Below are 25,005 nucleotides of genomic sequence, written 5' to 3'. Positions count from 1 at the left end.
TCTTTTTACGAACTATTTGAAGAATGTATGTTAGCGATTTAATAATTTTTCACGGCTATAGTCATGAACGAATGTCGTTAATCGCTTCAGTACTGCTGGGTCTACTTCCGGGAATACACCGTGACCTAAATTGAAAATATGGCCGCCTTTATGAGCTAAACCTTGGTCAACAATATCCTTTGCACGTGCTTCAAGAACATTCCAGTCTGCTAGTAATAATGTTGGGTCTAAGTTACCTTGTACTGCTTTAGTTACACCGCGTGCCTCTGCGTCTCGGATTGGTAAGCGCCAATCTAATCCAACAACGTCAATCGGTAGATCATGCCAGTCACTCACTAAATGAGATGCGCCAACACCGAATTGAATTAATGGCACATTTAGTTGACGTAGCTCACCAAAAATGCGCGTCATTACAGGCTTAATGAAAATACGGTAATCTTCAACACTTAAAGCGCCAACCCAAGAGTCAAAAATTTGAATAGCTTTTGCGCCTGCTTCGACTTGCGCTGTAATATCGGCAATAATCATATCCGCTAGCTTATCCATTAATGCAAACCAAGCTTGTGGCTGTGACACCATGAATGATTTTGTTTTTGCGTAGTTACGGCTTGGCCCGCCTTCAATCATATAGCTCGCTAATGTAAATGGTGCACCGCCAAAACCAATTAACGGCACATTTAATTGCTCTGTTGTAAGTAGCTTAATTGTTTCTAAAACAAACGGCGTATGCTCTTTTGCATTAAACTCACCAAGTTTTTCAACATCCGCTACTGTGCGAATAGGATTTGAAATAACCGGGCCAACACCTGCTTTAATTTTTACATCGACACCGATTCCTGGAAGTGGCGTTACGATATCTTTATATAAAATTGCGGCATCCACATTATATTGTTCTACAGGTAAACGCGTAACGTATGCACATAATTCTGGTTGCATCGTAATTTCTTCTAATGAATATTTTTCTTTAATTTCACGATATTCTGGTTGTGAACGACCTGCTTGGCGCATAAACCAAACTGGCGTATGTTCTACTTCTTCACCGCGTGTTGCACGTAATAAGGTATCATTAAATTTCGTCATGTTTGATTTCTACCCTTCAATTTAATATTTATACTTCTAATTACTAAAAACGTCATTGATATCCATTATCGACTATAAACTTTTCATTTATTAATGTATAGTTTTCTTAAGAAAATGTCATAAAATTGTTCCTTTCTACAGGATTTTTTTGACAAATAGCTTGAACACCTTTATAAATGGAAATAATACAGTAAAAGGAGGGCTTAGCCATGAATTTTTATGTAACATCAGGGACATCTGATTATATGGAAAAGTTAATTGCAAAGCATCAACAGGAGCCACTTATTTTACTTCACGGCGATGGGAACTCTGTTGTCTTGCATGAAACGGAAAAGAAATCAATTTTTGCAGTTCCTCGTAATTTTGAAGTGCTAGATAGTAAAGGAACGTTTGAGCAAAAGGGCTTTTTCACTTTTTACAATATGCCTATTATGTCAGATGATCGTCCAGTTTTCGAGAAAAAGGTTTTAGATGTAATTCCGTCGTTAGGAACAAATGATGCTGTTATAGCATATCGTTTTTTAAGACCAATAAAAGCTGAAATATATTTATTAATTATTCAATGGGGTGGACCGGTTTCATTTGAAGTATGGAAAAACAGTGAAAACTATACTACTTCTATCGCTCCTATCATTGAAGGCACTGCTTCAGCAATGCAATCAATGTTTAATGCGTCTTCTTATCTTACGACATATAGTGCACCACCGAAAGAATAATGCTTAATAAGAGCTATTCCTAATTTAGGGTAGCTCTTCTAATTTCTAATCATTAGTTAGGAGGAAATGCCGTGAAAAGGCAGCGTGATATTTTCATCGCTTTTTTTAGATCAGGTATTTTAGGTTTTGGTGGTGGGCCAACAACCATTCCACTTGTACATAAAGAAGTCGTAAAAAACTTCGAATGGATGACAGATGAAGAATTTTCAGATGTGATCTCTATTGGGAATACATTGCCTGGACCAATTGCGACAAAAATGGCTGGCTATATTGGTTATCGTGTTGGTGGATGGCTTGGACTTATTAATGCAATTATTGCCACAGCTTTACCAACTGTAATTATATTAATTATTTTACTTAGTTCATTAAAACAATTTAGCCATTCAAAATTTGTTAGCGGGATGACCAATGGAGTTATTCCAATTGTTGCTGTAATGATGGGTGTTTTAACATGGGACTTTATAAAGAAATCCAAAGCCTCCTTAGGAATAAAAATTGCTAGTGTTATTTTTATCTTTAGCTTTGTCGGCATTGTATTATTAAATATTCACCCTGGCATTATTATCGCCGCTTTACTTGTTCTAGCATTTGCATTACCTGTTAAAAGAGAGGAGGATGCCTCATGACGTACTTCCAACTATTTTTGGCGTTCTTTTTCCCAAATATTCTTGCGTATGGTGGTGGCCCTTCTGCTATTCCACTTATTGAACATGAGGTGGTAGATAAATATGGCTGGATGACGAAAACTGAATTTAGTGAATTTCTAGCCCTTGCCAATTCTCTACCCGGACCGATTGCAACAAAAATGGCCGGTTATATTGGCTTTGAAGTAGCAGGTATTGCCGGGAGTGCAATCGCTTTATTTGCAACGATTGGTCCTTCCTTAGCATTGATGCTTATATTATTAAACTTATTATACAAATATCGGAATTCTCCGCGTGTTAAGCGATTATCAAATTTTGTCTTACCAGCAATTGCCGTATTATTACTAACGTTAACTTTTGATTTTTTGCAAACTTCATATGAATTAATCTCAATAGTGCCGACAATCTTACTTGTAATTGCAAGTTATTTAGCCTTAGAAAAACGAAACATTCATCCGGCGTTTGTTATCGCAGCAGGCTTATTAATCGGTGGTTTTTTCTTATAAATTATTTATTTTACCAACCGATACTATAAACAAATATCTTTTTGGAGGTGAGCACTATGCGAATTGGTAGCTGGAGTGCTACGGGATTAACAATTTACAATAATTATACGCGTAACTATAACGCCATGAATAAAGCGTTGTACCGTATTTCTACAGGCTATCGTATTAATAGTGCTGCAGACGATGCAGCTGGACTTGCGATTTCCGAAAAAATGCGAGCTCAAATTCATGGGTTAAATATGGCTGGCAAAAATATTCAAGATGGCATTTCTTTAATTCAAACAGCAGAAGGTGCACTAAACGAAACCCATGCAATCATCCAGCGAATGCGTGAATTGTCTGTTCAAGCTGCTAGTGATACTCTCACCGATGATGACAGAAAATTAATCGACATTGAATTTCAAGAATTAAAGAAAGAAATTACGCGCATTTCAACAGATACGGAATTTAATACACGTACTTTACTCAATGGTGACTATAAGGATCAAGGCTTAAAACTCCAAGTAGGAGCAAATAGTGGGCAAACGATTGAGGTGTTAATTGGTGAAGTAAGCAGTAATTCTTTAGGCATGGATCAATTATCTATTGCTACAAGAGAGGATGCAGAAAAATCGATTTCAGCTCTTGATGCTTCACTAAGGCAAACTTCGATGGAGCGTTCGCGATTAGGGGCTTACCAAAACCGATTAGAGCATGCTTACAATGTAACAATGAATACATCTGAAAACTTATCGGCAGCCGAATCTCGTATTCGTGACGCGGATATTGCAAAAGAAATGATGAACTTTGCAAAAGCAAGTATTTTAATGCAGGCAACTCAATATGCAATGAAACTTCATATGCAACAAGCCTATTCCATTTTAAATCTGTTAAATACTGGGCTTAAAAAATAGAGCAGTTAGCTTTTTATTCGCTAACCGCTCTATTTTTATTTTGACATCCTTAATGTGATCTCACTGACAACGAGAATCACGACAGGAATAATATAAAATTGAGGCTGCATAATTGCGCTAAGCATAACAAGTACGGCTTGTATAAACGCTAATAATCGGAGTAATTTGGCAACTGCCTGCTTACGGGTTTCACGTGGTATTGGATAGAGCATATCCATACGGAATTCGCCTGCAGACATGAGCGCATATTTTAACTGTAATGTTGTCGCAAATGCCATTGCCGCTACAACAATCCATGTGACAAACGGTATCGTAATAAACATTGCCACAATAGCAGCTATTACTGTTAATCGCACCCATAAATAAAAGTGATCATCTGTACGTACAAATGTACGATACACTAAATAAGCTTGCGTATTTTCCTTTTTGAATGAAATGCCTTTATAAAGCACATCTAGCCAAGCTCGGCGCTTAATGGACCCTTTTAAATGTGGTACGTCTGTAAAGTAATTGGCGAATCGATAAAAGCTCATCATTCGATTTTGTTCTAGTGAAATAAAGTGCTCGTACGGTACGGGTTGATTGATCATTTTTTTATTTAATGTAAAGGCGTAATAAGCGAGCATCACTAAAAACACAGCGCCAAATAATCCATCCGTTAAAAATGATTGTATCGCTAGAATAGATACGGCAATTCGAACAATACGGTCTAACGCAATCGAATGCCCACGACTAACATAGCGATAATAAAACTCGCTACGCACGTTAAGGTATTTTAATACAATAATAAACACAACAACAGACCAAATTTCAGCAACAGAAAGCTCAGTTACTTCTTTTAATAAAGGGATTGAAACAATAAATAATACGGTCGGAAGTAATAGTTGTGACCAAAACGTCCAGTTCATAGCCTTTTTAAAGTAACTTTTCATTTGACTCTCTAATGGAAGTAAATATACTTGGTCAGGCTGCTTTAATAAGGTAACTGGTCGACTAAATGTTACGAGGACACCGATAACGATAGCAATTAGCCATTCTGCTGGAAAATCTGGCTGTACAACTTTTAACCATTCACTATATTGATAGCCACCCGCTCCTATAATAAAAACTAGCACAATTGCAATATGCCCAGTAAAGACGAAGCGCATATATTTCATTACTTCGCCTATATAATGCTCAAAGCGCTTTGCCCAAACGTTATGCATGTTGTTCATCGTCTTGCTCCTTCGCCATCGCAATGTACAAGTCATCTAATGAAGCTGTAGGCATATTGAATGCTTTTCGTAAATCCTTCATTGTTCCTTGTGCACGAACGCGTCCCTCATGTAGCAAAATAATTCGGTCACAATGTTTTTCAGCTGTTGATAAAATATGTGTCGACATCAAAATCGAAGCGCCACTTTTCTTCTTCTCATCCATTTGATCAAGTAATGATTGAATACCAAGCGGGTCTAACCCTACAAATGGCTCATCAATAATATAAAGGCTTGGATTAACTAAAAAGGCACACATAATCATTACTTTTTGACGCATCCCCTTTGAAAAATGGGATGGGAACCAATTTAAACGCTTTTCCATTCGAAACTCTTTAAGTAGAACTTCCGAACGGCTTGCTAACATTTTTTCATCTAATCCATATGCCATCGCTGTTAATTCTAAATGCTCTTTTAATGTCAGCTCTTCATAAAGGACAGGCGTTTCAGGAATGTATGAGAAGCTTGAACGATACTTGTCCATATTTTCCTGTAGCGTTACACCATTTAAACGAATTTCTCCTTCACGCGGTAAAAGTGTGCCAATAATGTGTTTAATCGTTGTACTTTTACCTGCTCCGTTTAATCCAATTAGTCCAACAAGCTCACCTTTATTTATTTCAAAAGACAAATCTTGAATAACAGGTTTTCGAGTATAGCCACCTGTTACATTTTGTAATTGTAATATTGTCACAGTCGTCACTCCTCTTTTCTAAAATTTAGTTTATCAAAAGCTAATACATATTTACACTGAATGTCCCTACTACCTTTGTGATTTATAGCATTTAGTGAAGAATTTCCCTTTGGAAAAGTTAATTTCCATACTACATATGATAAAATAGAGAAAAAAATTTCATGTGAGGAGTGAAAAAAATGAGCGATTGCTTATTTTGTAAAATTATTGCTGGTGAAGTACCAAGTTTAAAAGTCTATGAGGACGAGCATGTCTATGCCTTTATGAATATTATGCCAGTAACCAAAGGGCATACATTATTAATTCCAAAAGCACATTGTAAAGATTTATTTGAAATGCCAGAAGACGTTGCACGTAATTTATATGCAGCAGCACCAAAAGTTGCAAATGCTATTAAAGCCGCCTTTAATCCAGTAGGTATGAATACGTTAAATAATAATGGTGCAGAGGCAGGCCAAACAATTTTCCATTACCACCTACATTTAATCCCTCGCTACGATGAGACTGATGGGATTAACGTTGAGTGGAATGCTGATGAAGTTGAATTCCCAATACTAACAACACTATCAGAAAAAATTAAAGAAAATCTATAATATTCAAATTTTACTAAACTTCTATTGTATTGCAATTTCAACAAAATCGACGTACAATTTGAATAAGTTTTCGCTAATGGCAACGAGTGCACATTAGGAAAACCAAATTAGCTTAGAAAAGTTAGAGGAGACGAGACAGATGAATACAAAAAATTTAGTTTTTATGGCGCTATTAATTGGTGTCGGGACGGCGTTATATATCGTTGTGCCAGGATTTGTGCAAGGAATGAAGCCGGACTTCATATTAACGATGATGTTTATTGGGATTTTACTATTCCCTACATTTAAAGAAACCTTTTTGTTAGGTGTCAGTGCGGGTGTCCTATCGGGTTTGTTTACAACTTTCCCTGCAGGATTTATTCCTAATATTATCGATAAATTTGTCACAGCATTTGTTTTCTTAGCACTTGTACTAGTATTAAAAAAGGTCGTTTCAAACATTGTTGTTTCAGCAATTTTAGTTGGGTTCGGCACATTAATTTCTGGTATTGTGTTTTTATCTGTTGCATTATTGGCAATGGGAACAGATGTAGGTTCGACTTTTATCGTATTATTCACAGGAGTAGTCTTACCAGCAGTCGCATTTAATGTAATTGCTTTCCTAGTCATTTTCCCGATTATCGTGAAATTATTAAAGCGTTCAAACTTCCAAACATCTTTGTCACAGGCTTAATTTTGATAGAAGCTATTTTGCTAAAAACCATTAGCAAAGTAGCTTCTTTTTCATTTTATCAATTCATGGTTTAATAGAAGTAGATTTTGGAAATGGATTTAGATAGTAAAATGCTTACTTCGAAAGGATGAAATAATATGAACGCAAAAACATTCATTTTAGGATTAACGACTGGACTAATAAGTGGGGCTGCAGTTGTTTTATTTTCTGCACCGCAATCTGGCGCCCAGCTCCGTCAAAATATTTTAAGCAATTCTGTTAATGCAAAATCAAAACTACAAGAAATAAAATCAGAAATTCAAAATGTATCCTATTCTGTCACTGCACTAAAATCAGAAGCCCAAAATAATATCCCTACAATAATAAATGATTTGAAGGACACTTTTTCTAACTTCACAGAAGAAATCCAGCCTCAAACTGCAAGATTAAAACAAGAAATTGAAGGTTTACAGAATTCTATAAGTGAAATCGAGAAAAATATCCCTTCAGACAAAAATAATATTTAATGAATAACCATTCATCTATAGTCAAATAATACTATTCACCTTCTAAAAAACATGCAGTTTAATCCTAATAATATCTTTTTTTAGCATTTTTTAAGCAATATTCAATTATTCAAATTTTGGAACTTTAAAGTTTTTTCTTTTATTGCTATAATATTTTAAAATGCTAATGGAAAGAAGAAGGTGATTGTTTTGACGGAAGATTTATACTCACAAAGAGAGGCTATGCTATTTAGCCAACGCGTTGCACAGCTATCAAAAGCGCTTTGGAAAGCTATTGAAAAAGATTGGCAAACATGGATAAAGCCTTTTGATTTGAACATTAATGAACATCACATTTTATGGATTTCTTATCACTTAAAAGGCGCCTCGATTTCTGATGTGGCTAAATTTGGCGTCATGCATGTATCTACAGCCTTCAATTTCTCAAAAAAATTAGAAGAACGTGGTTTACTAACATTTTCAAAACGTGATGAGGACAAGCGTAATACATATGTAGAGCTAACACCTGCTGGCTCTGAATTGATTTTACGCATGTATGAGCACTATCACGATACAGAACATACTATTTTAGAAGGCTCATTACCATTAAAAGAGATTTATGGTAGATTCCCAGAGTTTTTAGATGTGATGGCTGTTATCCGTAATATTTATGGAGATGACTTTATCGAAATTTTTGAACGCTCCTTCATGAACTTTAAGGAAACGATCGATGAAACAGGTCGACCTACAACAAAAATTTAATTTCCTTAAGTTAAAAGAAATGGCACTCAATTTATTTGATGTCGTTTCTTTTTTATTTTGCTGATTTCGATTATAGTTGTTTTAAGATGTTTAACCTATTAGTATCAATGACATAACATATTTAGGCTTTTTTTAGGAGGATGTTTGTGCACTGCTGGAAAACAATCAATATTGAACGGGAATATGGTACAACTAGACTTTATTTGTTATCAATCATTTTATTCGTATTAGTATTTTGTTTCTCTTATATACTTTTTAGCTTTAATTTTACTGGGCGCCATATGGATCGTTTTCTATGGTTACTTGTGTTAATTTCGCCTTTTATTTATCCATTGCATAAGGCACTGCATTATGTTGCTTTATTTAAACACCGACACTCTATTAAATATCGTTTTAAAATCCAATATCATTTCGTACCGATTGTGCGTATGCGGTTGCAAAATAGTATTCCAAAATGGACTTATATCGTAGCACTAGTCACACCCTTTTTTGTTTTAAATAGTTTGTTCATTTGGGGTGGGTTTGCAGTACCTCAATATGCGCATTATTTTAGCTTTTTATTAGCTTATCATTGTAGTATTTGTTTGATGGATTTTTTATATGTGAAAAATTTAATGTCTGCACCAAACAATGCTATAATTGAGGAAACACCAAGGGGCTATGAAATATTAGTACCACTTGATATTTAATATGCGTGTTTTTATAATACATGAAACTTAAGTTGTAGAGAGGAGGAATAGTTTTGCTACTACTTATTGTAATCCTATTCTCAGTAATATACTTATTCCAAATCAATCGTATGACAGCTGCACTTTGTTATCGACGTGAGATACCAGAAGAAAAGCAACCAAAAATTTTCAGAACGATTAACGTACTTATTACGATTTTACTTGTAAGTCTATATGTAGAAGTTTTATTAGCTGTTTAACTTGTTAAATAAAATTCAAAAGAAAACATAAATAAAGGTGACGCGCAAACGTCATTAGTTACGATTTTGCGCCACCTTTAAAAAGCCTTTAACGCCTCATCTTATGTTAGAGAGTTAGTATAGAAACGCTGCTCCTACGATGATTAATAAGATGAATAATACAACTATTAACGCAAATCCAGAACCATAACCGCCGCCGCCATTATAGCCACCGCCGCCCATAACGTCACCCCCCTTCTCTAAAACTATCCTATGCATGTGTGTTTGTAAAACTTAGGCAATTCAGTAGTGCAACCATTTTGTTTTTGAAACGTTTATGTTATAGTTACAATTGCATTAAATGAAAGTTAGGAGCGTATATAAAATGAAAAAAACTCTTTTCGCATTAACAGTTGCTGCATCAATTGGTTTAGCAGCATGTAGTAATCCTGGTGATGAGGTTGTCGTTTCAACTAGCGTTGGTGACATTACTCAGGAAGAATTTTATAACCAAATTAAGGATATCGCTGGCGACCAATTATTACAGCAGGTTGTTGTCGAGAAAATTTTAAATGACAAATACAAAGTAACAGATGAAGAAATCGAAGAGGAACTAAAGGGTGTTAAAGAGCAGTACGGCGAAGGTTATGAAGCTGCATTAGCTCAAAGCAACTTAACTGAGGATGCGTTAAAAACGAATATTCGTTTCACTCTTTTACAACAAAAAGCTGTTGCTGACGTAGAAGTTACAGATGAAGAAATTCAAAAATACTACGACCAAGCTTCTCAAGAGCTTAATGCTCGTCACATCTTAGTTGAAGACGAAGCATTAGCAAAAGAACTAGTTGCAAAATTAAAAGCTGGTGAAGATTTCGCTAAATTAGCGAAGGAAAATTCAGTTGATACTGGTTCAAAAGAAAAAGGTGGCGAACTAGGTTGGTTCTCTGTTGGTACAATGGTACAAGAGTTCAATGATGCAGCGTATGCACTTGAACTTAACACAATTAGTGAGCCAGTAAAATCAGATTTCGGCTACCACATTATTGAGGTAACTGAAAAACGTGATGTGAAAGATTACGGTACTTTAGAGGACAAAAAAGAAGAAATCCGCAAATCAATCGCTGCTACTAAAGGTGACTGGGATACAAAAATGGCGGAATTAATTAAAGAAGCAAAAGTGGATGTTAAAGATAAGGATTTAAAAGAAGCATTTACACAATTCGACTCAGCTAAATAATTTCTGTTTACGAAATTTCAATAAAAACAAAAATGCGAAGCCCGTAATTATGGACTTCGCATTTTTTTAGTTTTTCTTCACAAACTCTGATTTCAGCTTCATTGCACCAAAGCCATCGATTTTACAATCAATGTTATGATCGCCTTCCACTAGACGGATGTTTTTTACGCGTGTTCCAATTTTTAACGTAGAGGAACTTCCTTTTACTTTTAAATCTTTAATGACAGTCACTGTATCCCCATCCACTAATACGTTGCCATTCGCATCACGAACAACTAACCCTTCCTCTACTTCAGCTTCCGAAGTTTGTGACCATTCATGAGCACATTCAGGGCACACATAGTTTAAACCATCTTCATACGTATATTCAGAACCACATTTTGGACATTTTGGTAATTGATCCATAAAATAACCCCCCTACTATTTCTACGTCTATACTGGCACACTTAAGTATTAGAAACAAGCTAATGGTCATCAACATGCTTTATTTGTACACAACTCAATTAAAAATTAAGTTGTCACTTAAAATTTCCGATCCTTTCCATGCTCAGTGAGCCAAAGTCCTATTCCTAAAATGACCGCTCCACCAATAATATTTCCAATTGTTACAGGAATTAAATTATGTACTACTCCACTAAATGTAATTGTATCACTATGGGGAATCAGCATTGCTAATGAGAAGAGCATCATATTTGCAATACTATGTTCAAACCCTGATAAAATAAACGGATAAATACAGCAGAAAATAAGTAAAATTTTTGCCACTTCATTTTTTACACGATAAGTACACCAAACAGCTAAGCATACAAGTATATTACATAGAATTCCTCGGAATAAAAGCTCCATTGTTGTAGCAGACATTTTAATGATTGTTACCTTTTCTACAAAAGCCGCCATATCTCCCACTACATAGCCAGTCATAAATAGCATCCATGCACAAAAGTATGCACCGACAAAGTTTCCACTATAGCTGATTGTCCAAACTTTTATTAAATCAAGCCATGTTGTCCTTTTCTCTAATGCACCAATCGTCATTACTAAATTGTTTCCAGTAAAGAGATCTACGCCCCCAAATGTGACCATACATAAGGCAATACCAAATGTTACTCCTTGTATAATTTTCATCGTTGGTACTTCTGTTGGTGACAGCAAGCCTCCTATTACAATAAAGGTTATCATGCCAAAGCCAATAAATAAGCCGCCAAAAAAAGCGAGCATTAAGTAGGCAAAGATACTTCTCTTTAATATACTCGCCTTCTTTTTCGCCATTTCCCCCATCACTTGGAAAGTTTCGTTCATTTCATTCCCTCACTTCGTATAACTATGTAAAAATTATAACAAGGAATGTTAGCTGTGCGTCATATATTTAGTACAGTTCAATGTGAAAAGCTGTATAATCGTACTTAACATAAATACTTTTTCGTTCTAAAACCGAACATTTCATTTTTGATTTGTACAAAAATTCGTGTATTTGAGATTCATTTTTCTCATTTATGTGTTTTCAAAAAATAATTTCATGAATTTTCCCACATTTATTCAAAAAGAGTATATTATCAGACTATAGATAATTTATAAATCATAAGGAGTGTTTCCATTGACAGTAACAACTAAACGCGCATACAACTTTAATGCAGGTCCTTCTGCATTACCAATCGAAGTATTACAAAAAGCCCAAGCAGAACTTGTAGATTTTAAGAGCACAGGCATGTCAGTTATGGAACTTAGTCATCGTAGCGCTACTTTTGAAGAAGTCCATAATCAGGCAATAGCACGTCTACGTAAACTTTTCGACATTCCAGAAAACTATGAGGTGTTATTCCTACAAGGCGGCGCTAGCTTACAGTTTACAATGATTCCGATGAACTTCTTAGCAGAAGGCCAAAAAGCAAGCTATATACAAACTGGCGCTTGGTCAGAAAAAGCATTCAAAGAAGCAAAACTTTTTGGTACACCAGTAGAAGCAGCTAGTACGAAAGAAAACAATTATAAAAACATCCCTGCGATTACAGATATTAATATCGATGCGGATGCAGCATACGTTCACTTAACATCAAACAACACAATTTTCGGAACTCAATGGAAAATATTCCCAAAAACTGGTGACATTCCATTAATCGCTGATATGTCTTCTGATATTCTTTCGAAAAAAGTGGATGTTTCAAATTTTGCCATGATTTATGCTGGCGCACAAAAAAACCTAGGTCCTTCAGGAGTAACAGTTGTCATTGCTCGTAAAGATTTCCTTGAAAAAGCAAACACAAACATTCCTACTATGCTAAAATACGAAACACATGTAAAAAATAACTCTTTATATAACACACCTCCAACATTCGGTATTTACATGTTAGGTGAAGTTTTAAAATGGGTAGAGCAACAAGGCGGCTTAGAAGCGATTGAAAAGCAAAATGAAGAAAAAGCAAAATTAATTTATGATGCAATCGATCACTCTAACGGATTCTACTACGGCCATGCAACAGAAGATTCTCGTTCATTAATGAATATTACGTTCCGTGTTGCGGATGAAGTTTTAGAGAAGAAGTTTTTAGCTGAAGCGAAGGAAGCAGGATTCGTCGGCTTAAATGGTCACCGTTCTGTTGGCGGCTGCCGCGCATCTGCATACAATGCTGTACCAGTTGAAGCATGTAAAGCACTTGCTGACTTCATGGTGAAATTCCAACAAGCAAATCAATAAATTATGTTAGTTAAGTTATAAAATTTAATATCCCCCTTTTAGTAAATAGACATCTATTTTATACTCTGTTTATTAAAAGGGGGTTTTTCATTAGCTTAAAACTTTAAGGGGGTGGAGATATGAGAAAATGGCATTACAGCTGGATTATTTTGATAGTAACCTTCATTGCCATTATTGTCGCTGGCATTATTCGTTCGTCTGCTGGAGTTTTTATCGTACCGTTTGAAAATCAATTTGGCTGGAGCCGTCCATCCATCTCTTTTGCATTTGCATTAAGCTTATTTTTATATGGTTTTTCAGGACCATTCATGGCTGCATTTGTTGAAAAGTATGGTCTTAAACGAATGATGCTAAGTTCGATGACTTTCCTTTCTATTGCCCTAGCTTGTACATTCATTATGCAAAAGGAATGGCAGCTAATACTTATTTGGGGTATTATGATGGGAATTGGCTCAGGTTTATTTTTAACAGTTCTAAGTACACAAGTTGCAAATCGATGGTTTGTAAAGCGCCGTGGTTTAGCTGTGGGGATTTTAACAGCGGCTACTGCGACGGGGCAGCTAATATTATTGCCTGTGCTTGCTACTTTAGTAGAAAACTATTCCTGGCAAACTGCCATTTTTTTAATTTTTATTTTGAGTTTACTAATGATTATCCTTATTGCTATTTTTATGCGAAACTTCCCATTCGAAAAAAACATTGCACCCTATGGTAGTGATGAAATAATCCAACCGAAAACATCAACGGACAGCAACCCTTTTTCAATGGCTATTCATGCCCTACTTGAAGGTTTGAAAGCAAAAGAATTTTGGCTATTAGCTGGGAGTTTTTTTATTTGTGGCTTATCAACAAGCGGCTTAATCGGCACTCATTTTATTTCTTATTGCATTAGCTACGGTATTCCTGTTGTAACAGCAGCAGCCATGCTTTCTTTTATGGGCATCTTTGATTTAATTGGAACAACACTTTCAGGCTGGCTGTCAGATCGATTTGACAATCGTTGGTTGCTATTTTGGTATTATTCATTACGTGGGCTTTCACTATTAGCATTACCCTTTGCTTTAGCTTCAGGATCTTTCATTTGGCTCATGATATTTGCTATATTTTATGGTCTAGATTGGATTGCTACAGTGCCACCAACAATCGGTTTAACGCGGCAACGCTTCGGACTTGAAAAGAGTGCAATGATGTATGGCTGGATGGTTGCCTTTCATCAAGTTGGAGCAGGTGTTGCAGCTTACTATGGTGGCGTATTTTACGAGGCGTTTGGCTCTTATAAAATGGCCTTTTTATTAGCGGGTGGCTTCTGTCTGCTTGCTAGCTTATTCGTCATTTTATTAAAAAAGCAGCCTAAAATGGGAACGGTATAATAAAACGGCTTGAATCCTTGTTGAGGACTCAAGCCGTTTTATGTATGTTAAATTTTTGGTTTATAAAATGAACGGTTATCTAATGGGAATAGGCGCTCTGTAAATTCACCAGGTTTTGTTTTATCTAGGGCACGTGTTAGCATATTCATTTTAGCATCAATATTATCAATATAATGCAAGATTTCTGCTTCCTGAATCATCGGTTTTTTCGGACTTCCCCACTCTTCTTTCCCGTGATGAGACAACACTAAATGTTGTAAGAGCATTACTTCTTCTCCATCAATTTTTAGCTCTGCTGCGGCAAGTCCAATTTCATTCACCATAATTGAGATATGTCCGAGTAGATTCCCTTCAACTGTATAGGCTGTGCCAACTGGACCACTTAATTCAATGACCTTACCGATATCATGTAAAATAACCCCCGCATAAAGTAAATCTCGGTTTAACGTTGGATATAAATCACAAATCGCACTACTTAATTTTAACATTGAGACAACATGATCAATTAAACCAGAAGCATAATCATGGTGATTTTTTGTTGCTGCTGGAAAAACCATTAAGCTCTCTTGATGTTTTTTTATAATATGACGTGTAATACGTGAAATATTTGGATTTTGAATTTGGAAGAAAAATTCATTTACTGCTTCCATTAACTCTTCTTTTGGTATAGCAGATGTCGGCAACAAATCACTAATTTGCACACCTTCATCTTCTCTCGCAGGACGAATTTGTTTTACTCGTAGTTGGTTTTTACCACGGTAATCATGGATTTCTCCGCCTACTTTAACGATAACTTGTGCGCGATATAAATTTTCGTGCTCTTCATTTGTATCCCAAAGCTTTGCCTCAATGTCTCCACTTCGATCTTGCAAAATTAGTGACATAAATGGCTTACCAACAGTAGTTACTCCCTTTTTTGCCTCTTTAATTAGTAAAAATTGTTCCACTTGTTCACCAGGCTGGAGTTTTGTAATTCCATTCACAAGCAATCGCTCCTTTATACTCTATTAATAAATATTGTATCATGCATTACAACCTTTTTTCGATTAAAAGGACACTTTTTTATGTTCATGAGCACGCCATATATTTCTATATATTTTAAAAATTTGCGCAATGTTTCGTGAATTATGAAGCTTTTTTTTGTATAATAGTACTATCTTTCTTATAAAGGGTGGTTTAAATGGAGAATTATCGTTTTACTGCATTTGAAAAAACGGGAGAAACTTTATTTGATGAAGTGTGGACTTTTGAAAATGATGACGCAGCAAAAGTTGAGGGGCAAAAGAATATCGAAGAAAAAGGGATTGCGGAAAAGACTCATCGTTTAGTAAATTCTGCTGGAAAGTTAATTTTATTCCACGTTTAGTGTACATATTAAAATCGACATCTTATGAAAACGTTGAATACTATTTTGCTTCCCATTTTTAAAACTTAAAAGAGGTGCCCTCGAAAAGGACACCTCTTTTTTTTATGCTAATCGTTTAATTTTTTCAAACAATTCTTGAGTAGTTGGAACTTGTAAATACATACGCATACGTACAATACGATTTAGTTCTTTTTTAATCATCTCATTTGCAAAAACTGCGCGATCAGTTGAGGAGTACATAGCACGCATTTCTTCTGGCATATTATAAATTTCATTAAAATCGTGTAGCACTTGCTGAAGTTCTTGCTCATTCAATAAATATTGCTCAGAAAGCTCTACTAATTGTGTATTAAAAATTTCAAGCATTTTCACGGCATCATCCTTTATAACTAAGTCTAGCACTTTTTTCACGATTTTCGTCGTAACAATGCTCCCTAAAATTAAACCGATAATCCCACCAATTAAACTAATAACAGCTGTACTAACATTTGGAATTGTAAAACCAATCCCTCCACCAACGATAAGCCCGATAATACTTCCTACAACACTTGCAGCAGTTTTTGATACGTTTTTAAATAATTGGGCAGGTGACATTTGTCCTTTAATCGTTCGGACAATATCTACAGTAGACATAACACCCGTCACAATTGCACCTGTAACAACATTCGCATTTAAAAGCATAATAGCTTTTTTAGCTACAATTGAGCTGTACATTGCTTTTTTTGTAGCACTGCCTGCCATTTTTTTGACGACAGCCTTTGCACCATTTTTTTTGATTGCACTTGAAACACCTTCATCTAAATTTATGTGTTCAACAATGTTGACTAAGTGAATCTGCTCTTCAATGACTTCTTCTGCAAAGGATTCACCGATTACAGACAAGCCTGTTAATACTGCATTTTCAACTGCGTCATCTCGGTTTGCACCATTCCATTTACTTTGTGCAAACGAAATAGCTGTACTCATACCAATCGTTTCATGCAAAAATGAAATGCAGCCTTGATCATCCATCTGTAGGTGATGAATATTGCCTGCTTCTGCAATGTGACGAACTTGGAAATACGTAAATGCACCTTTTTTAATGTATTTATTTTCATTAAAATATTTATATACTTCATCAAATTGATCGAATGCTACTTCTAAATAATTGATTTGTCCCTCATCAAGATCACTTAATTGGATTTCGCATACTTCAATTGTTTTTTCGACTGTCGGGTAATAGACATTATGCAAAATTTTTCTATGATTCTTTGATTGCAGTTGTTGTTCCACGAAGTTACCTCCAGTTTTTAATCCTTCATAATCATAAATGGATTCGCGAAAGTTGTACAGATTTTTTAATTGAATAAAAAAAGATACCTTACTAGCAAACGCGAGCAAGATATCTTAAGTTCATTATTTTCCTGTAAATTGTGGTGTCCGTTTTTCAACGAATGCTTGAATGCCCTCTAAATGGTCTTTCGTATGGCGCATTTTTACTTGACCTTTTGATTCTCCGTGTAAAATTAAATCAAGTTCCTGTAAATTTGCCTCATGTAAAATTTGCTTCGTTTCGATCATCGCTAATATTGGAGATGCAAGTAGCTTCCCTACCAACTGGTCTACTGCTGTAGAAGCCGCTCCTTCTGGTACATTGTGGTCGATTAAACCTAAGTTTAACGCCTCTTCTCCGTTCAGCACTTTCCCTTCCCAAATCATTTGCTTCGCTTTTACTGTTCCAAGACGCTGTTTCATAAAGAAATGTCCCGCACCGTCCGGTATTAGTCCAATCCCGATAAAATTCATCGCAAGTTTACTTGTTTGTTCCGCAACTATAACATCGCTACCTAACGCTAAACTAAAGCCTAGTCCAGCCGATGCACCGTGGATTTGGGCAACTGTAATCATTGGTAATGTATAATAGGCCTTAACTAAACGAGCAATGTCCCCCATAACTGAACCAAAATCTGAAAAGTCCTCAGATGCGACCATCATTTTGACGTCGCCACCAGCTGAAAATACCTTTCCTTCTCCTTTAATGACAAGAATTTGTACATCCTTTTCATTATGTAATGCTTCAAAGCAATCTGCCAATTCCCGCATCATTGTAAAATCCATTGCATTCATCGCCTGTGGACGATTTAATGTCAATGTCGCTTTACGCTCAGCAATTTCTAAATTAATCGTTTCATAATTCATCCTATACACCCCTTATAAATGAATAATCATTCATTTCGACAACTGTATCGATATTTCCTCTATTTACTTAAATATTTCCCCACTTTTAAGCCGGTAAATAAACATCCACCCACAAAAGTTCCTTCTAATGAGCGGTAGCCATGTACTCCTCCTCCACCAAAGCCACTTACTTCCCCTACAGCAAATAAGCCTGGAATTGGATCCCCATAATTATTTAATACTTGACCATTTAAATTTGTTTGCAAGCCGCCTAATGTTTTACGGGTTAGAATATTGAGGCGCACCGCAATAAGCGGACCAGCTGTTGGGTCGAGAATTTTATGTGGCTTTGCGGCACGAATTAATTTATCCCCTAAATAATTGCGCGCTCCATAAATTGCCGTCACTTGCGCATCTTTCGAAAATGTGTTTTCAATTTCCCGATCACGTGCCAATATTTGCTCCTTAATATGCATAAAATCAAGTAGGGTACTACCTGCCAATTTATTCATGCCTTCTACAAGCTCCTTTAAACCGTCTGCAATAACAAAATCCTCTCCATGATCTTTGAATGCCTGAACCGGTGCCGGTGGGCCAGGTAACACACGTTTTAATAGATCTTTCATACTTTTATTCGTTAAATCTGGATTTTGTTCAGAGCCTGATAAAGCAAATTCCTTTTCTATCATTTTTTCTGTTAAAATAAACCAAGAATAGTCATAGCCTGTTTGTTGAATAGCTTCTAGTGTGCTTAATGTATCGAAGCCTGGAAAGTTTGGTGCTGTAAATCGATTGCCCCTCGCGTCAAACCACATTGACGAAGGTCCTGGTAATATGCGAATCCCATGGTTTTCCCAAATTGGATCCCAATTTCTTAACCCTTCTGTGTAATGCCACATACGGTCTCGATTGACTACTCGTCCACCTATCTGTTCTGTAATTTCTAGCATTTTCCCGTCTACATAGGCAGGTACACCGCTGACCATTTTTTTCGGCGGCGCACCTAAGCGAGAAGGCCAATTTCTTTTCACAAGCTCCAAATTTGCCCCGATACCGCCACTTGCAACAATAACTGCATTTGCCGTATATTCAAATGCCCCAATTGCCTCACGTGAGCTTGCTTCACCACGTCTTATAACACTAGCCTCTAAAACGTTTCCGCGAACACCTGTTATTGTGTTATTCTCTGCAATAAGCTCTGTTACTTGATGACGAGGTTTATAATGAATTGAGCCTGACTCCGCTGCTTCGAGTACTTGATTTGCAAATGGTTCAACCAGCGCTGGACCTGTTCCCCAAACAATGTGAAAACGTGGCACTGAATTACCGTGCCCTCCTGCAAGTGACCCCCCACGCTCTGCCCATCCGACTACAGGGAAAAATTGAATTCCGTAAGATTTTAACCAACTATATTTTTCTCCTGCAGCAAAATCTACGTATGCCTTTGCCCATTTAAATGCCCAGCTGTCTTCATCTTCGAGCCTATCAAAGCCTGCCGAGCCACACCAATCTTGCCAAGCAAGCTCTTTGCTGTCTTTTATGCCTAATCGACGTTGTTCGGGGGAATTTACTAAAAATAATCCACCAAAAGACCAAAACGCTTGTCCACCAATTGAATTTTCTGGTTCTTGATCTAGCAATAATACTTTTTTTCCTGCATCAATTAATTGGCAAGTTGCTGTTAATCCCGCTAAGCCCGCTCCTACAACGATTACATCATAATGCATATCCCCATCTCCCTTGCAAATGTGTTATTTATACAAATTCGTTTCATTTCTAATTTCCCCTTCATTCATTTTTTGAAGAAAATTTTATGAGTTTCCATTGTTCACAAAATTATGTCACTTTGATAAACACGAAAAACTTAATAAAAATTTGAATAATTAAATTTTCTGTATTTTCAATAAAAAAGCAGTATATCAACATCGTTAGCGCTTACAATTTATTTTTACAAATACGAACAATTCAAATAAAAAAATAATTATAGTTCGTAAAAACGGTTTATACATTCCTTTTCTATCAATAAATTTTTATTAATTTTATTTTTTTCGTTGACAAAGGTGAACAATCGGGTTTATGATGTTAACAAATTTAATCACGACAAACTATTGTGATAGAGACATGCTTTTCGTTTCGTATAGCAAAGAGAACTGGTGGTCGGTGTAAACCAGTGTATACTTCGAATTAGTTCCACTCTTGAATAGAATAGCTGAAATTTTTGAGTAGGTTATTCCGTCCCATGCACGTTACGCATATGATAAGGTTGAACGTAATTTTTTCTGAATGTTGCGTCAACGAATAAGGGTGGTACCGCGATTCTATTGTTTTTATAGCCTTTCGCCCCTTACAGTAACATGTAAGGGACGGAAGGCTTTTTTATTTTGAAATGTGAATTGGGAACAGTTAAAAAAAGGGAGAGAATTTTATTATGGCAACAGAATTAATCGAAAAAGCAACAAAAACAATTAATGTATTTATCGCAGATCCACTAAGTGATGACGGTATTTTCCCGTTACGTCAGGAAAGTGAATTAAATTTAAATATTATTGTAGATACAGGGCTTGCACCAGAGGAATTAATCGCTAAAATTGCGGATGTACATGTACTACTTGTCCGTTCTCAAACAACTGTAACACGTAAAGTTATCGAAGCGGCTAAAAACTTAAAATTAATCGGTCGTGCCGGTGTAGGTGTTGATAATATCGATTTAGCTGCTGCAACAGAACATGGGATTATCGTAGTAAATGCTCCAGACGGTAACACTAACTCTGCAGCAGAGCATACAATTGCAATGATGACTTCTTTAGCTCGTTTCATTCCACAAGCTTTCAATACACTTAAAAATGGGAAATGGGATCGTAAATCTTACGTAGGTGTTGAGCTTAAAAACAAAACATTAGGCGTAATTGGTATGGGACGTATTGGTGCGGAAGTAGCTTACCGCGCGAAAGGTCAACGCATGAATGTCATTGCCTATGACCCATTCTTAACAGAAGAGCGTGCTAAGGAACTTGGTGTTACGAAAGGAACAGTTGATGAAGTTTGTGTAGCAGCAGATTTTGTAACAGTTCATACACCATTACTACCTGAAACTCGAAACATCATTAATAAAGAACGCTTTGCAATTATGAAAGATGGCGTTCGTATCATTAACTGTGCACGTGGCGGTATTATTAATGAGGACGATTTATATGATGCCATTGTTGAAGGTAAAGTTGCCGGCGCTGCCCTTGACGTATTCGTTGAAGAGCCTGCAACAGATCACAAGCTACTTACATTACCACAAGTAATTGCTACACCACACTTAGGTGCATCTACTGTAGAAGCACAAGAATCAGTAGCAGTAGACGTTTCAAATGACATTATTAAATTCTTTAAAACTGGAACAGTTACAAATCCAGTAAATATGCCTTCAATTCCAAAGGAAAAGCTTGCAGAAGTAGCACCATTCTTTGAATTAGCTGAGAAGCTTGGTAAATTCTTAATCCAAGTGACAGAGGAAAGCATTCAAGAATTAAATATTTCATATGCTGGTGAAGTAGCGAACTTTGATGTTCGTCCATTAACAGCTAATGCAATTAAAGGTTTATTGTCAACAAACCATGGAACACATGTTAATGATGTAAATGCACGCTATCTAGCGGAACGTATCGGCATTAAAATAAATGAACACAAAACAACTACAGCTAAAGGCTTCACAAACTTAATTACTGTTGAAATCATAACAGATACTGAAAAGCATACAGTTGCAGGTACTTTATTAAATGGTCTTGGTGCACGTATCGTAAAGGTTGAAGGATTCGTAGTAGACGTTATCCCTACAGGAAACCTTCTATACATTAAAAATACTGACAAACCAGGCGCAATCGGCCGTGTCGCTACAAAGTTAGCTGAAAAAGATATCAACATTGCAACGATGCAAGTAGGTCGCGACCACGTTGGAGGATCTGCTGTCATGATGCTTACTGTTGATAATGAAGTAACGACGGAAGATTTAATTTATGTCGCTAAGCTTGAAAACATTGATGAAGTAAAAGCTATTTCTCTATAATTTTCCTCTCCCTATAGTAGCCTTCCACTACTATAGGGCTTTTTTTATAAATGAAGCATGAAATAAAGCAATTGCACATACTTTATAAAGTTACAGTTCCTATAAAGTGTTTATTTATGTTTGATAACAGGAATTGTATACTAATATTAACTAACAGAATTTCCCTTGTGTTTAGATTAACCAGAAAGAAGGCGTTTCTCTATGCGTAAAATAAAATCTATTCCGTTCCTTATGTTAATCGTAACTTTTTGTTTAATCGTTTTCTCTCCATTAACAAATGCTGAATATAGTCCTATTATAAAAATTACAACAGCCGATGTGGATCTTTACGATGAAAACTTACAAGAAAAATCACTTTCATTGTCTAAAAATAGTATTGTAATCGTACTTTCAGAAGAAAATGGTTGGGCAAAAGTAAACTATAAATCGAGTGTTGGCTATGTACAAAGTAAAAGCTTAAAGCAAGCAGTAGGTCAACACATGATTGTCAAATCAAAGGTAGAACCACTCGTACGTATTACAGATACACAACAAAGTGAGGCAACAGGAAATTTACCAGTAAATAGTATTGTTGAAGTTTTTGAAGTGGGTTCACCTAGCTTTGTCTTTGTACGGTCTGAATACTTAGCTGGTTACGTTTACAAAAATACACTCGTTAATCCTACAGAAGAAGCTCGAGTTGTTAAAGAACAAGCTGGATTAATCGTTTATAGCGCAATGAAAACGTCCAGTAATCAAATTGGGCATCGTGCTGTTAATAGTAAAGTGACAATGCTTGCAAAATATAATGGTTGGGTATTTGTGAAAACAAAGGACTACGCAGGCTATGTTCAAGGCAGTGGATTAAAACATGATTTAAAGCCTTCAAAGGAATCGATAAAAAAACCTACTGTTCCTAAGCCAAACCTTACAGGCACAAAAAAAATAGCCTTAACATTTGATGACGGTCCAAATGCTAAAGTGACACCACAAGTTTTAAAAACATTAAAAAAATATGATGCAAAGGCTACCTTCTTCGTTGTCGGAGAAGCTGTAAAAAAACATCCAGCTGTTTTGAAGGAAGTTTTTAATGATGGACATGAAATTGGCAACCATACGTATAATCACACTAAATTAACGACACTTACTGTAAAGCAAATGCATCTACAAATCCAATCAACGGATTCTGTCGTACAGGCAGCGATTGGTCAAAACCCAACTGTTTTCCGCCCACCATATGGTGCCTATAATAAAACGGTAACGAACCAGTTAAACGTGCCAAACGTATTATGGACAATTGATACCTTGGATTGGAAGCATCATGATCCTAAAAAAACATTACAGGCAGTTAAGGATAACGCCAAACCTGGTAGTATTATTTTAATGCATGATATTCATCAAGCGACAGCAAATGCTTTAGATGACATTCTTGCAATGCTGCAAAAACAGGGCTATGAATTCGTTACAGTATCTGAGCTGTTAAATAATAAATAAACTCAAAAAAAGTTCCGCTTCGCTTAATGGGAAGAGGAACTTTTTTATTTATAACGATTAATTTCTGCAAAAGTTAAGTATTCTGATACGGGCTTTGTGTCTGGCTCGAGATGTGTAGTAACTACTGTTAAATCTATATTTTTTGAAACACCTAGCGCAACTATGAAAACTAAAAATAATGTACCTACCGCGAGTAACGCTGATAAAACTTGATGTACTTGTCGCATGTCTTTATTCGAATGTTTTTTATCTTTCTTTCGTACAAGTTGTAAAAACCGAGCTTCGTTTTTTGACAATGTGAGTACATGGGCGCATGCTAGGCATAGCTCGGCAACATGTTTCTTAATTGTAATAATACTAATCTCAACATCTTTACTTGAACGACCGCAATTTTCACAATAACACATCCTATCTCTCATCGTTCACACCCTCTCTTAGCTTTTTACTTTTTGCATTTACCTGCAAATTGAAGCTACTCCTATTTTACCATAAATTTTTAGAAAATTCTTTATTTTAAAACATTATTATTATATGACCAAATTAAAAGGAGGCGGGACATAAAAAAAATTAGGCTTTTCCTAAAAGAAAAAGCCTAATTTTTTGCTATAGAAGGAATTGATATCCGTTCTGGGTTATTATGTAGTTACTACAACGTTTTTACTAATTTTAAAAACTCAGTTAATGAAGTTACTTCGTAGGTTGGTGTTACATCTGGGTTTTGTTGCTTATTTTCACGGTTAATCCATACATTACGCATGCCTACACGTGAAGAACCTAAAATATCTGTCATTAAGTTATCCCCTACCATGATACCATCATCTTTTGTTATTTGTGCTTTTTCCATCACATATTCAAAAATCGACGCGTCTGGTTTGCCTTTACCAAAATCTCCTGAAATAACAATGTGATCAAAATATGGAACAATTTCAGGCGTAATTTCTAATTTTAAATTTTGTAAGCTTGGTGCCCCATTTGTTAATAAAACAAGCTGGTATTTTCCTTTTAACTCATCTAATACCGCAAATGTATCTTCATAGAAGAACGGTGCTGTTTTACGCTCAGCAACAAAACGCTCACCTAACTCTGCTCCAAACTTAGCATCCTCTATACCTAATGCCGCCAAACCATTCGTCCATGCTTGTGAACGGTAACCGGGTACAATTTCTTTCATCTTTTGAAATTGCGGTGTTGGGTCATCGAATGCTCCCCATAATCCTTCAAAAGGGTTAATACCGATTAAAACTGTATAATCATAAGTTTCATATCCCTCATATAAAGCACGAGCAGCAACACGTACAGCTTCCTCAAGCTCTACTGCATCCACATTCTTTTCAACACTTGCATATGCACAAGTTTTTTCAAAAGCTGTTTTTACAGATTTTTGATCAAATAATAAAGTGTCATCTAAATCGAAAATAATTGTTTTAATCGCCATCATTTCGCTCCTAAAATG

At 36.0% G+C, this 25,005-nt stretch carries 28 protein-coding genes; 16 read left to right on the top strand and 12 right to left on the bottom strand.

Features of this window, described 5'->3' with window-relative positions:
* Nucleotides 1–30 precede the first annotated feature (30 nt).
* Complete coding sequence (gene hemE / locus MKZ17_RS03285) at nt 31–1,080, bottom strand: uroporphyrinogen decarboxylase (protein ID WP_340722370.1); 1,050 nt, start codon at nt 1,078–1,080, stop codon at nt 31–33.
* Nucleotides 1,081–1,289: 209 nt separating this feature from the next.
* On the opposite strand from hemE, the gene MKZ17_RS03280 reads away from it, so the two are divergent.
* The 4 genes from MKZ17_RS03280 (at nt 1,290) to MKZ17_RS03265 (ending at nt 3,839) form a co-directional block, all read left to right on the top strand.
* Nucleotides 1,290–1,796 carry a Target of RNAIII-activating protein gene (locus tag MKZ17_RS03280; protein WP_340722369.1) on the top strand — a complete coding sequence of 169 codons (507 nt, stop codon included), beginning with the start codon at nt 1,290–1,292 and terminating at the stop codon, nt 1,794–1,796.
* A gap of 71 nt (nt 1,797–1,867) precedes the next feature.
* Nucleotides 1,868–2,422: a chromate transporter gene (locus MKZ17_RS03275; protein WP_340722368.1), complete on the top strand. Its 555-nt coding sequence runs from the start codon at nt 1,868–1,870 to the stop codon at nt 2,420–2,422.
* Nucleotides 2,419–2,946, top strand: coding sequence for a chromate transporter (locus tag MKZ17_RS03270; RefSeq protein ID WP_340722367.1), 528 nt, complete (start codon nt 2,419–2,421; stop codon nt 2,944–2,946). Before MKZ17_RS03275 ends, MKZ17_RS03270 begins: the two co-directional genes overlap by 4 nt.
* Nucleotides 2,947–3,002: 56 nt before the next feature.
* Nucleotides 3,003–3,839, top strand: coding sequence for a flagellin N-terminal helical domain-containing protein (locus MKZ17_RS03265; RefSeq protein WP_340722366.1), 837 nt, complete (start codon nt 3,003–3,005; stop codon nt 3,837–3,839).
* 35 nt (nt 3,840–3,874) lie between these two features.
* On the opposite strand, the gene MKZ17_RS03260 is transcribed toward MKZ17_RS03265, so the two are convergent.
* Nucleotides 3,875–5,053: an ABC transporter permease gene (locus tag MKZ17_RS03260; protein WP_340722365.1), complete on the bottom strand. Its 1,179-nt coding sequence runs from the start codon at nt 5,051–5,053 to the stop codon at nt 3,875–3,877.
* A complete protein-coding gene (locus tag MKZ17_RS03255) occupies nt 5,037–5,786 on the bottom strand; it encodes an ABC transporter ATP-binding protein (RefSeq protein WP_340722364.1) in 750 nt (249 codons plus the stop codon). Before MKZ17_RS03255 ends, MKZ17_RS03260 begins: the two co-directional genes overlap by 17 nt.
* Before the next feature lie 179 nt (nt 5,787–5,965).
* On the opposite strand from MKZ17_RS03255, the gene MKZ17_RS03250 reads away from it, so the two are divergent.
* The 6 genes from MKZ17_RS03250 (at nt 5,966) to MKZ17_RS03225 (ending at nt 9,227) form a co-directional block, all read left to right on the top strand.
* Nucleotides 5,966–6,379, top strand: coding sequence for an HIT family protein (locus MKZ17_RS03250; RefSeq protein WP_340722363.1), 414 nt, complete (start codon nt 5,966–5,968; stop codon nt 6,377–6,379).
* A gap of 139 nt (nt 6,380–6,518) precedes the next feature.
* Nucleotides 6,519–7,052, top strand: a complete 534-nt coding sequence (locus MKZ17_RS03245) for a tryptophan transporter (protein ID WP_340722362.1) — start codon at nt 6,519–6,521, stop codon at nt 7,050–7,052.
* 137 nt (nt 7,053–7,189) lie between these two features.
* A complete protein-coding gene (locus MKZ17_RS03240; protein WP_340722361.1) occupies nt 7,190–7,558 on the top strand; it encodes a YtxH domain-containing protein in 369 nt (122 codons plus the stop codon).
* A 183-nt stretch (nt 7,559–7,741) separates the two neighbouring features.
* Nucleotides 7,742–8,299 carry an HTH-type transcriptional regulator Hpr gene (locus MKZ17_RS03235; RefSeq protein ID WP_340725493.1) on the top strand — a complete coding sequence of 186 codons (558 nt, stop codon included), beginning with the start codon at nt 7,742–7,744 and terminating at the stop codon, nt 8,297–8,299.
* Between the two features lie 146 nt (nt 8,300–8,445).
* Entirely contained in the window at nt 8,446–8,988 is a 543-nt protein-coding gene (locus MKZ17_RS03230; protein ID WP_340722360.1) for a DUF3267 domain-containing protein, read from the top strand.
* A gap of 53 nt (nt 8,989–9,041) precedes the next feature.
* Nucleotides 9,042–9,227: a hypothetical protein gene (locus MKZ17_RS03225; RefSeq protein ID WP_340722359.1), complete on the top strand. Its 186-nt coding sequence runs from the start codon at nt 9,042–9,044 to the stop codon at nt 9,225–9,227.
* A 114-nt stretch (nt 9,228–9,341) separates the two neighbouring features.
* Here MKZ17_RS03225 and MKZ17_RS03220 read toward each other — a convergent pair whose 3' ends face one another.
* On the bottom strand, nt 9,342–9,449 hold the full coding sequence (locus MKZ17_RS03220) for a YjcZ family sporulation protein (RefSeq protein WP_340722358.1): 108 nt from the start codon (nt 9,447–9,449) through the stop codon (nt 9,342–9,344).
* Nucleotides 9,450–9,591: 142 nt separating this feature from the next.
* Here MKZ17_RS03220 and MKZ17_RS03215 point away from each other — a divergent pair, with 142 nt between their 5' ends.
* Nucleotides 9,592–10,443: a peptidylprolyl isomerase gene (locus MKZ17_RS03215; RefSeq protein WP_340722357.1), complete on the top strand. Its 852-nt coding sequence runs from the start codon at nt 9,592–9,594 to the stop codon at nt 10,441–10,443.
* Nucleotides 10,444–10,509: 66 nt separating this feature from the next.
* Here the strand turns inward: MKZ17_RS03215 and MKZ17_RS03210 are convergent, their stop codons facing one another.
* Together MKZ17_RS03210 and MKZ17_RS03205 are read right to left on the bottom strand one after the other, a co-directional pair.
* Nucleotides 10,510–10,848 (bottom strand): zinc ribbon domain-containing protein YjdM, encoded by a 339-nt coding sequence (locus tag MKZ17_RS03210; RefSeq protein ID WP_340722356.1) that lies wholly within the window; start codon nt 10,846–10,848, stop codon nt 10,510–10,512.
* Between the two features lie 117 nt (nt 10,849–10,965).
* Nucleotides 10,966–11,742, bottom strand: a complete 777-nt coding sequence (locus tag MKZ17_RS03205; protein WP_340722355.1) for a formate/nitrite transporter family protein — start codon at nt 11,740–11,742, stop codon at nt 10,966–10,968.
* A 295-nt stretch (nt 11,743–12,037) separates the two neighbouring features.
* On the opposite strand from MKZ17_RS03205, the gene serC reads away from it, so the two are divergent.
* Together serC and MKZ17_RS03195 are read left to right on the top strand one after the other, a co-directional pair.
* The gene (gene serC, locus MKZ17_RS03200) at nt 12,038–13,135 is read left to right on the top strand and encodes a 3-phosphoserine/phosphohydroxythreonine transaminase (protein WP_340722354.1); all 1,098 of its coding nucleotides are present in this window, start codon (nt 12,038–12,040) and stop codon (nt 13,133–13,135) included.
* Nucleotides 13,136–13,254: 119 nt separating this feature from the next.
* Entirely contained in the window at nt 13,255–14,505 is a 1,251-nt protein-coding gene (locus MKZ17_RS03195; RefSeq protein ID WP_340722353.1) for an MFS transporter, read from the top strand.
* A 47-nt stretch (nt 14,506–14,552) separates the two neighbouring features.
* On the opposite strand, the gene yhaM is transcribed toward MKZ17_RS03195, so the two are convergent.
* Nucleotides 14,553–15,488 carry a 3'-5' exoribonuclease YhaM gene (yhaM, locus tag MKZ17_RS03190; RefSeq protein ID WP_340722352.1) on the bottom strand — a complete coding sequence of 312 codons (936 nt, stop codon included), beginning with the start codon at nt 15,486–15,488 and terminating at the stop codon, nt 14,553–14,555.
* 197 nt (nt 15,489–15,685) lie between these two features.
* Between yhaM and MKZ17_RS03185 the strand changes: the two genes are divergently transcribed.
* Complete coding sequence (locus MKZ17_RS03185) at nt 15,686–15,871, top strand: YhzD family protein (protein WP_340722351.1); 186 nt, start codon at nt 15,686–15,688, stop codon at nt 15,869–15,871.
* Between the two features lie 102 nt (nt 15,872–15,973).
* Here the strand turns inward: MKZ17_RS03185 and MKZ17_RS03180 are convergent, their stop codons facing one another.
* The 3 genes from MKZ17_RS03180 to MKZ17_RS03170 all read right to left on the bottom strand — a co-directional run bounded on the left by MKZ17_RS03180 (nt 15,974) and on the right by MKZ17_RS03170 (nt 19,755).
* On the bottom strand, nt 15,974–17,143 hold the full coding sequence (locus MKZ17_RS03180; protein WP_340722350.1) for a hypothetical protein: 1,170 nt from the start codon (nt 17,141–17,143) through the stop codon (nt 15,974–15,976).
* 123 nt (nt 17,144–17,266) lie between these two features.
* Nucleotides 17,267–18,049, bottom strand: coding sequence for an enoyl-CoA hydratase (locus tag MKZ17_RS03175; RefSeq protein ID WP_340722349.1), 783 nt, complete (start codon nt 18,047–18,049; stop codon nt 17,267–17,269).
* Between the two features lie 59 nt (nt 18,050–18,108).
* Nucleotides 18,109–19,755: an FAD-binding dehydrogenase gene (locus MKZ17_RS03170; protein WP_340722348.1), complete on the bottom strand. Its 1,647-nt coding sequence runs from the start codon at nt 19,753–19,755 to the stop codon at nt 18,109–18,111.
* 701 nt (nt 19,756–20,456) lie between these two features.
* Here MKZ17_RS03170 and serA point away from each other — a divergent pair.
* Together serA and MKZ17_RS03160 are read left to right on the top strand one after the other, a co-directional pair.
* Nucleotides 20,457–22,079 (top strand): phosphoglycerate dehydrogenase, encoded by a 1,623-nt coding sequence (serA, locus tag MKZ17_RS03165; RefSeq protein WP_340722347.1) that lies wholly within the window; start codon nt 20,457–20,459, stop codon nt 22,077–22,079.
* Between the two features lie 201 nt (nt 22,080–22,280).
* Nucleotides 22,281–23,552: a polysaccharide deacetylase family protein gene (locus tag MKZ17_RS03160; RefSeq protein ID WP_340722346.1), complete on the top strand. Its 1,272-nt coding sequence runs from the start codon at nt 22,281–22,283 to the stop codon at nt 23,550–23,552.
* 44 nt (nt 23,553–23,596) lie between these two features.
* Here the strand turns inward: MKZ17_RS03160 and MKZ17_RS03155 are convergent, their stop codons facing one another.
* Complete coding sequence (locus tag MKZ17_RS03155) at nt 23,597–23,971, bottom strand: DNA polymerase III subunit delta (RefSeq protein ID WP_340722345.1); 375 nt, start codon at nt 23,969–23,971, stop codon at nt 23,597–23,599.
* A 227-nt stretch (nt 23,972–24,198) separates the two neighbouring features.
* Complete coding sequence (locus tag MKZ17_RS03150; protein WP_340722344.1) at nt 24,199–24,987, bottom strand: HAD family hydrolase; 789 nt, start codon at nt 24,985–24,987, stop codon at nt 24,199–24,201.
* Nucleotides 24,988–25,005 lie beyond the last annotated feature (18 nt).

The organism is Solibacillus sp. FSL R7-0682, from assembly GCF_038005985.1.
GTDB lineage: Bacteria > Bacillota > Bacilli > Bacillales_A > Planococcaceae > Solibacillus.
The sequence above is the reverse complement of the archived record's forward strand: the minus strand, read 5'-3'. Positions and strand labels throughout refer to the sequence as shown.

Bases quoted from the DNA above. Each gene is read 5' to 3' on its own strand.
- MKZ17_RS03215 (WP_340722357.1), top strand. From the start codon at position 9,592: ATGAAAAAAACTCTTTTCGCATTAACAGTTGCTGCATCAATTGGTTTA.
- MKZ17_RS03205 (WP_340722355.1), bottom strand. From the start codon at position 11,742: ATGAACGAAACTTTCCAAGTGATGGGGGAAATGGCGAAAAAGAAGGCG.
- MKZ17_RS03270 (WP_340722367.1), top strand. From the start codon at position 2,419: ATGACGTACTTCCAACTATTTTTGGCGTTCTTTTTCCCAAATATTCTT.
- MKZ17_RS03265 (WP_340722366.1), top strand. From the start codon at position 3,003: ATGCGAATTGGTAGCTGGAGTGCTACGGGATTAACAATTTACAATAAT.
- MKZ17_RS03160 (WP_340722346.1), top strand. From the start codon at position 22,281: ATGCGTAAAATAAAATCTATTCCGTTCCTTATGTTAATCGTAACTTTT.
- MKZ17_RS03150 (WP_340722344.1), bottom strand. From the start codon at position 24,987: ATGGCGATTAAAACAATTATTTTCGATTTAGATGACACTTTATTATTT.
- MKZ17_RS03245 (WP_340722362.1), top strand. From the start codon at position 6,519: ATGAATACAAAAAATTTAGTTTTTATGGCGCTATTAATTGGTGTCGGG.
- MKZ17_RS03170 (WP_340722348.1), bottom strand. From the start codon at position 19,755: ATGCATTATGATGTAATCGTTGTAGGAGCGGGCTTAGCGGGATTAACA.
- hemE (WP_340722370.1), bottom strand. From the start codon at position 1,080: ATGACGAAATTTAATGATACCTTATTACGTGCAACACGCGGTGAAGAA.
- MKZ17_RS03260 (WP_340722365.1), bottom strand. From the start codon at position 5,053: ATGAACAACATGCATAACGTTTGGGCAAAGCGCTTTGAGCATTATATA.
- MKZ17_RS03250 (WP_340722363.1), top strand. From the start codon at position 5,966: ATGAGCGATTGCTTATTTTGTAAAATTATTGCTGGTGAAGTACCAAGT.
- MKZ17_RS03210 (WP_340722356.1), bottom strand. From the start codon at position 10,848: ATGGATCAATTACCAAAATGTCCAAAATGTGGTTCTGAATATACGTAT.
- MKZ17_RS03155 (WP_340722345.1), bottom strand. From the start codon at position 23,971: ATGAGAGATAGGATGTGTTATTGTGAAAATTGCGGTCGTTCAAGTAAA.
- MKZ17_RS03220 (WP_340722358.1), bottom strand. From the start codon at position 9,449: ATGGGCGGCGGTGGCTATAATGGCGGCGGCGGTTATGGTTCTGGATTT.
- MKZ17_RS03240 (WP_340722361.1), top strand. From the start codon at position 7,190: ATGAACGCAAAAACATTCATTTTAGGATTAACGACTGGACTAATAAGT.
- MKZ17_RS03175 (WP_340722349.1), bottom strand. From the start codon at position 18,049: ATGAATTATGAAACGATTAATTTAGAAATTGCTGAGCGTAAAGCGACA.
- MKZ17_RS03195 (WP_340722353.1), top strand. From the start codon at position 13,255: ATGAGAAAATGGCATTACAGCTGGATTATTTTGATAGTAACCTTCATT.
- MKZ17_RS03280 (WP_340722369.1), top strand. From the start codon at position 1,290: ATGAATTTTTATGTAACATCAGGGACATCTGATTATATGGAAAAGTTA.
- MKZ17_RS03185 (WP_340722351.1), top strand. From the start codon at position 15,686: ATGGAGAATTATCGTTTTACTGCATTTGAAAAAACGGGAGAAACTTTA.
- serA (WP_340722347.1), top strand. From the start codon at position 20,457: ATGGCAACAGAATTAATCGAAAAAGCAACAAAAACAATTAATGTATTT.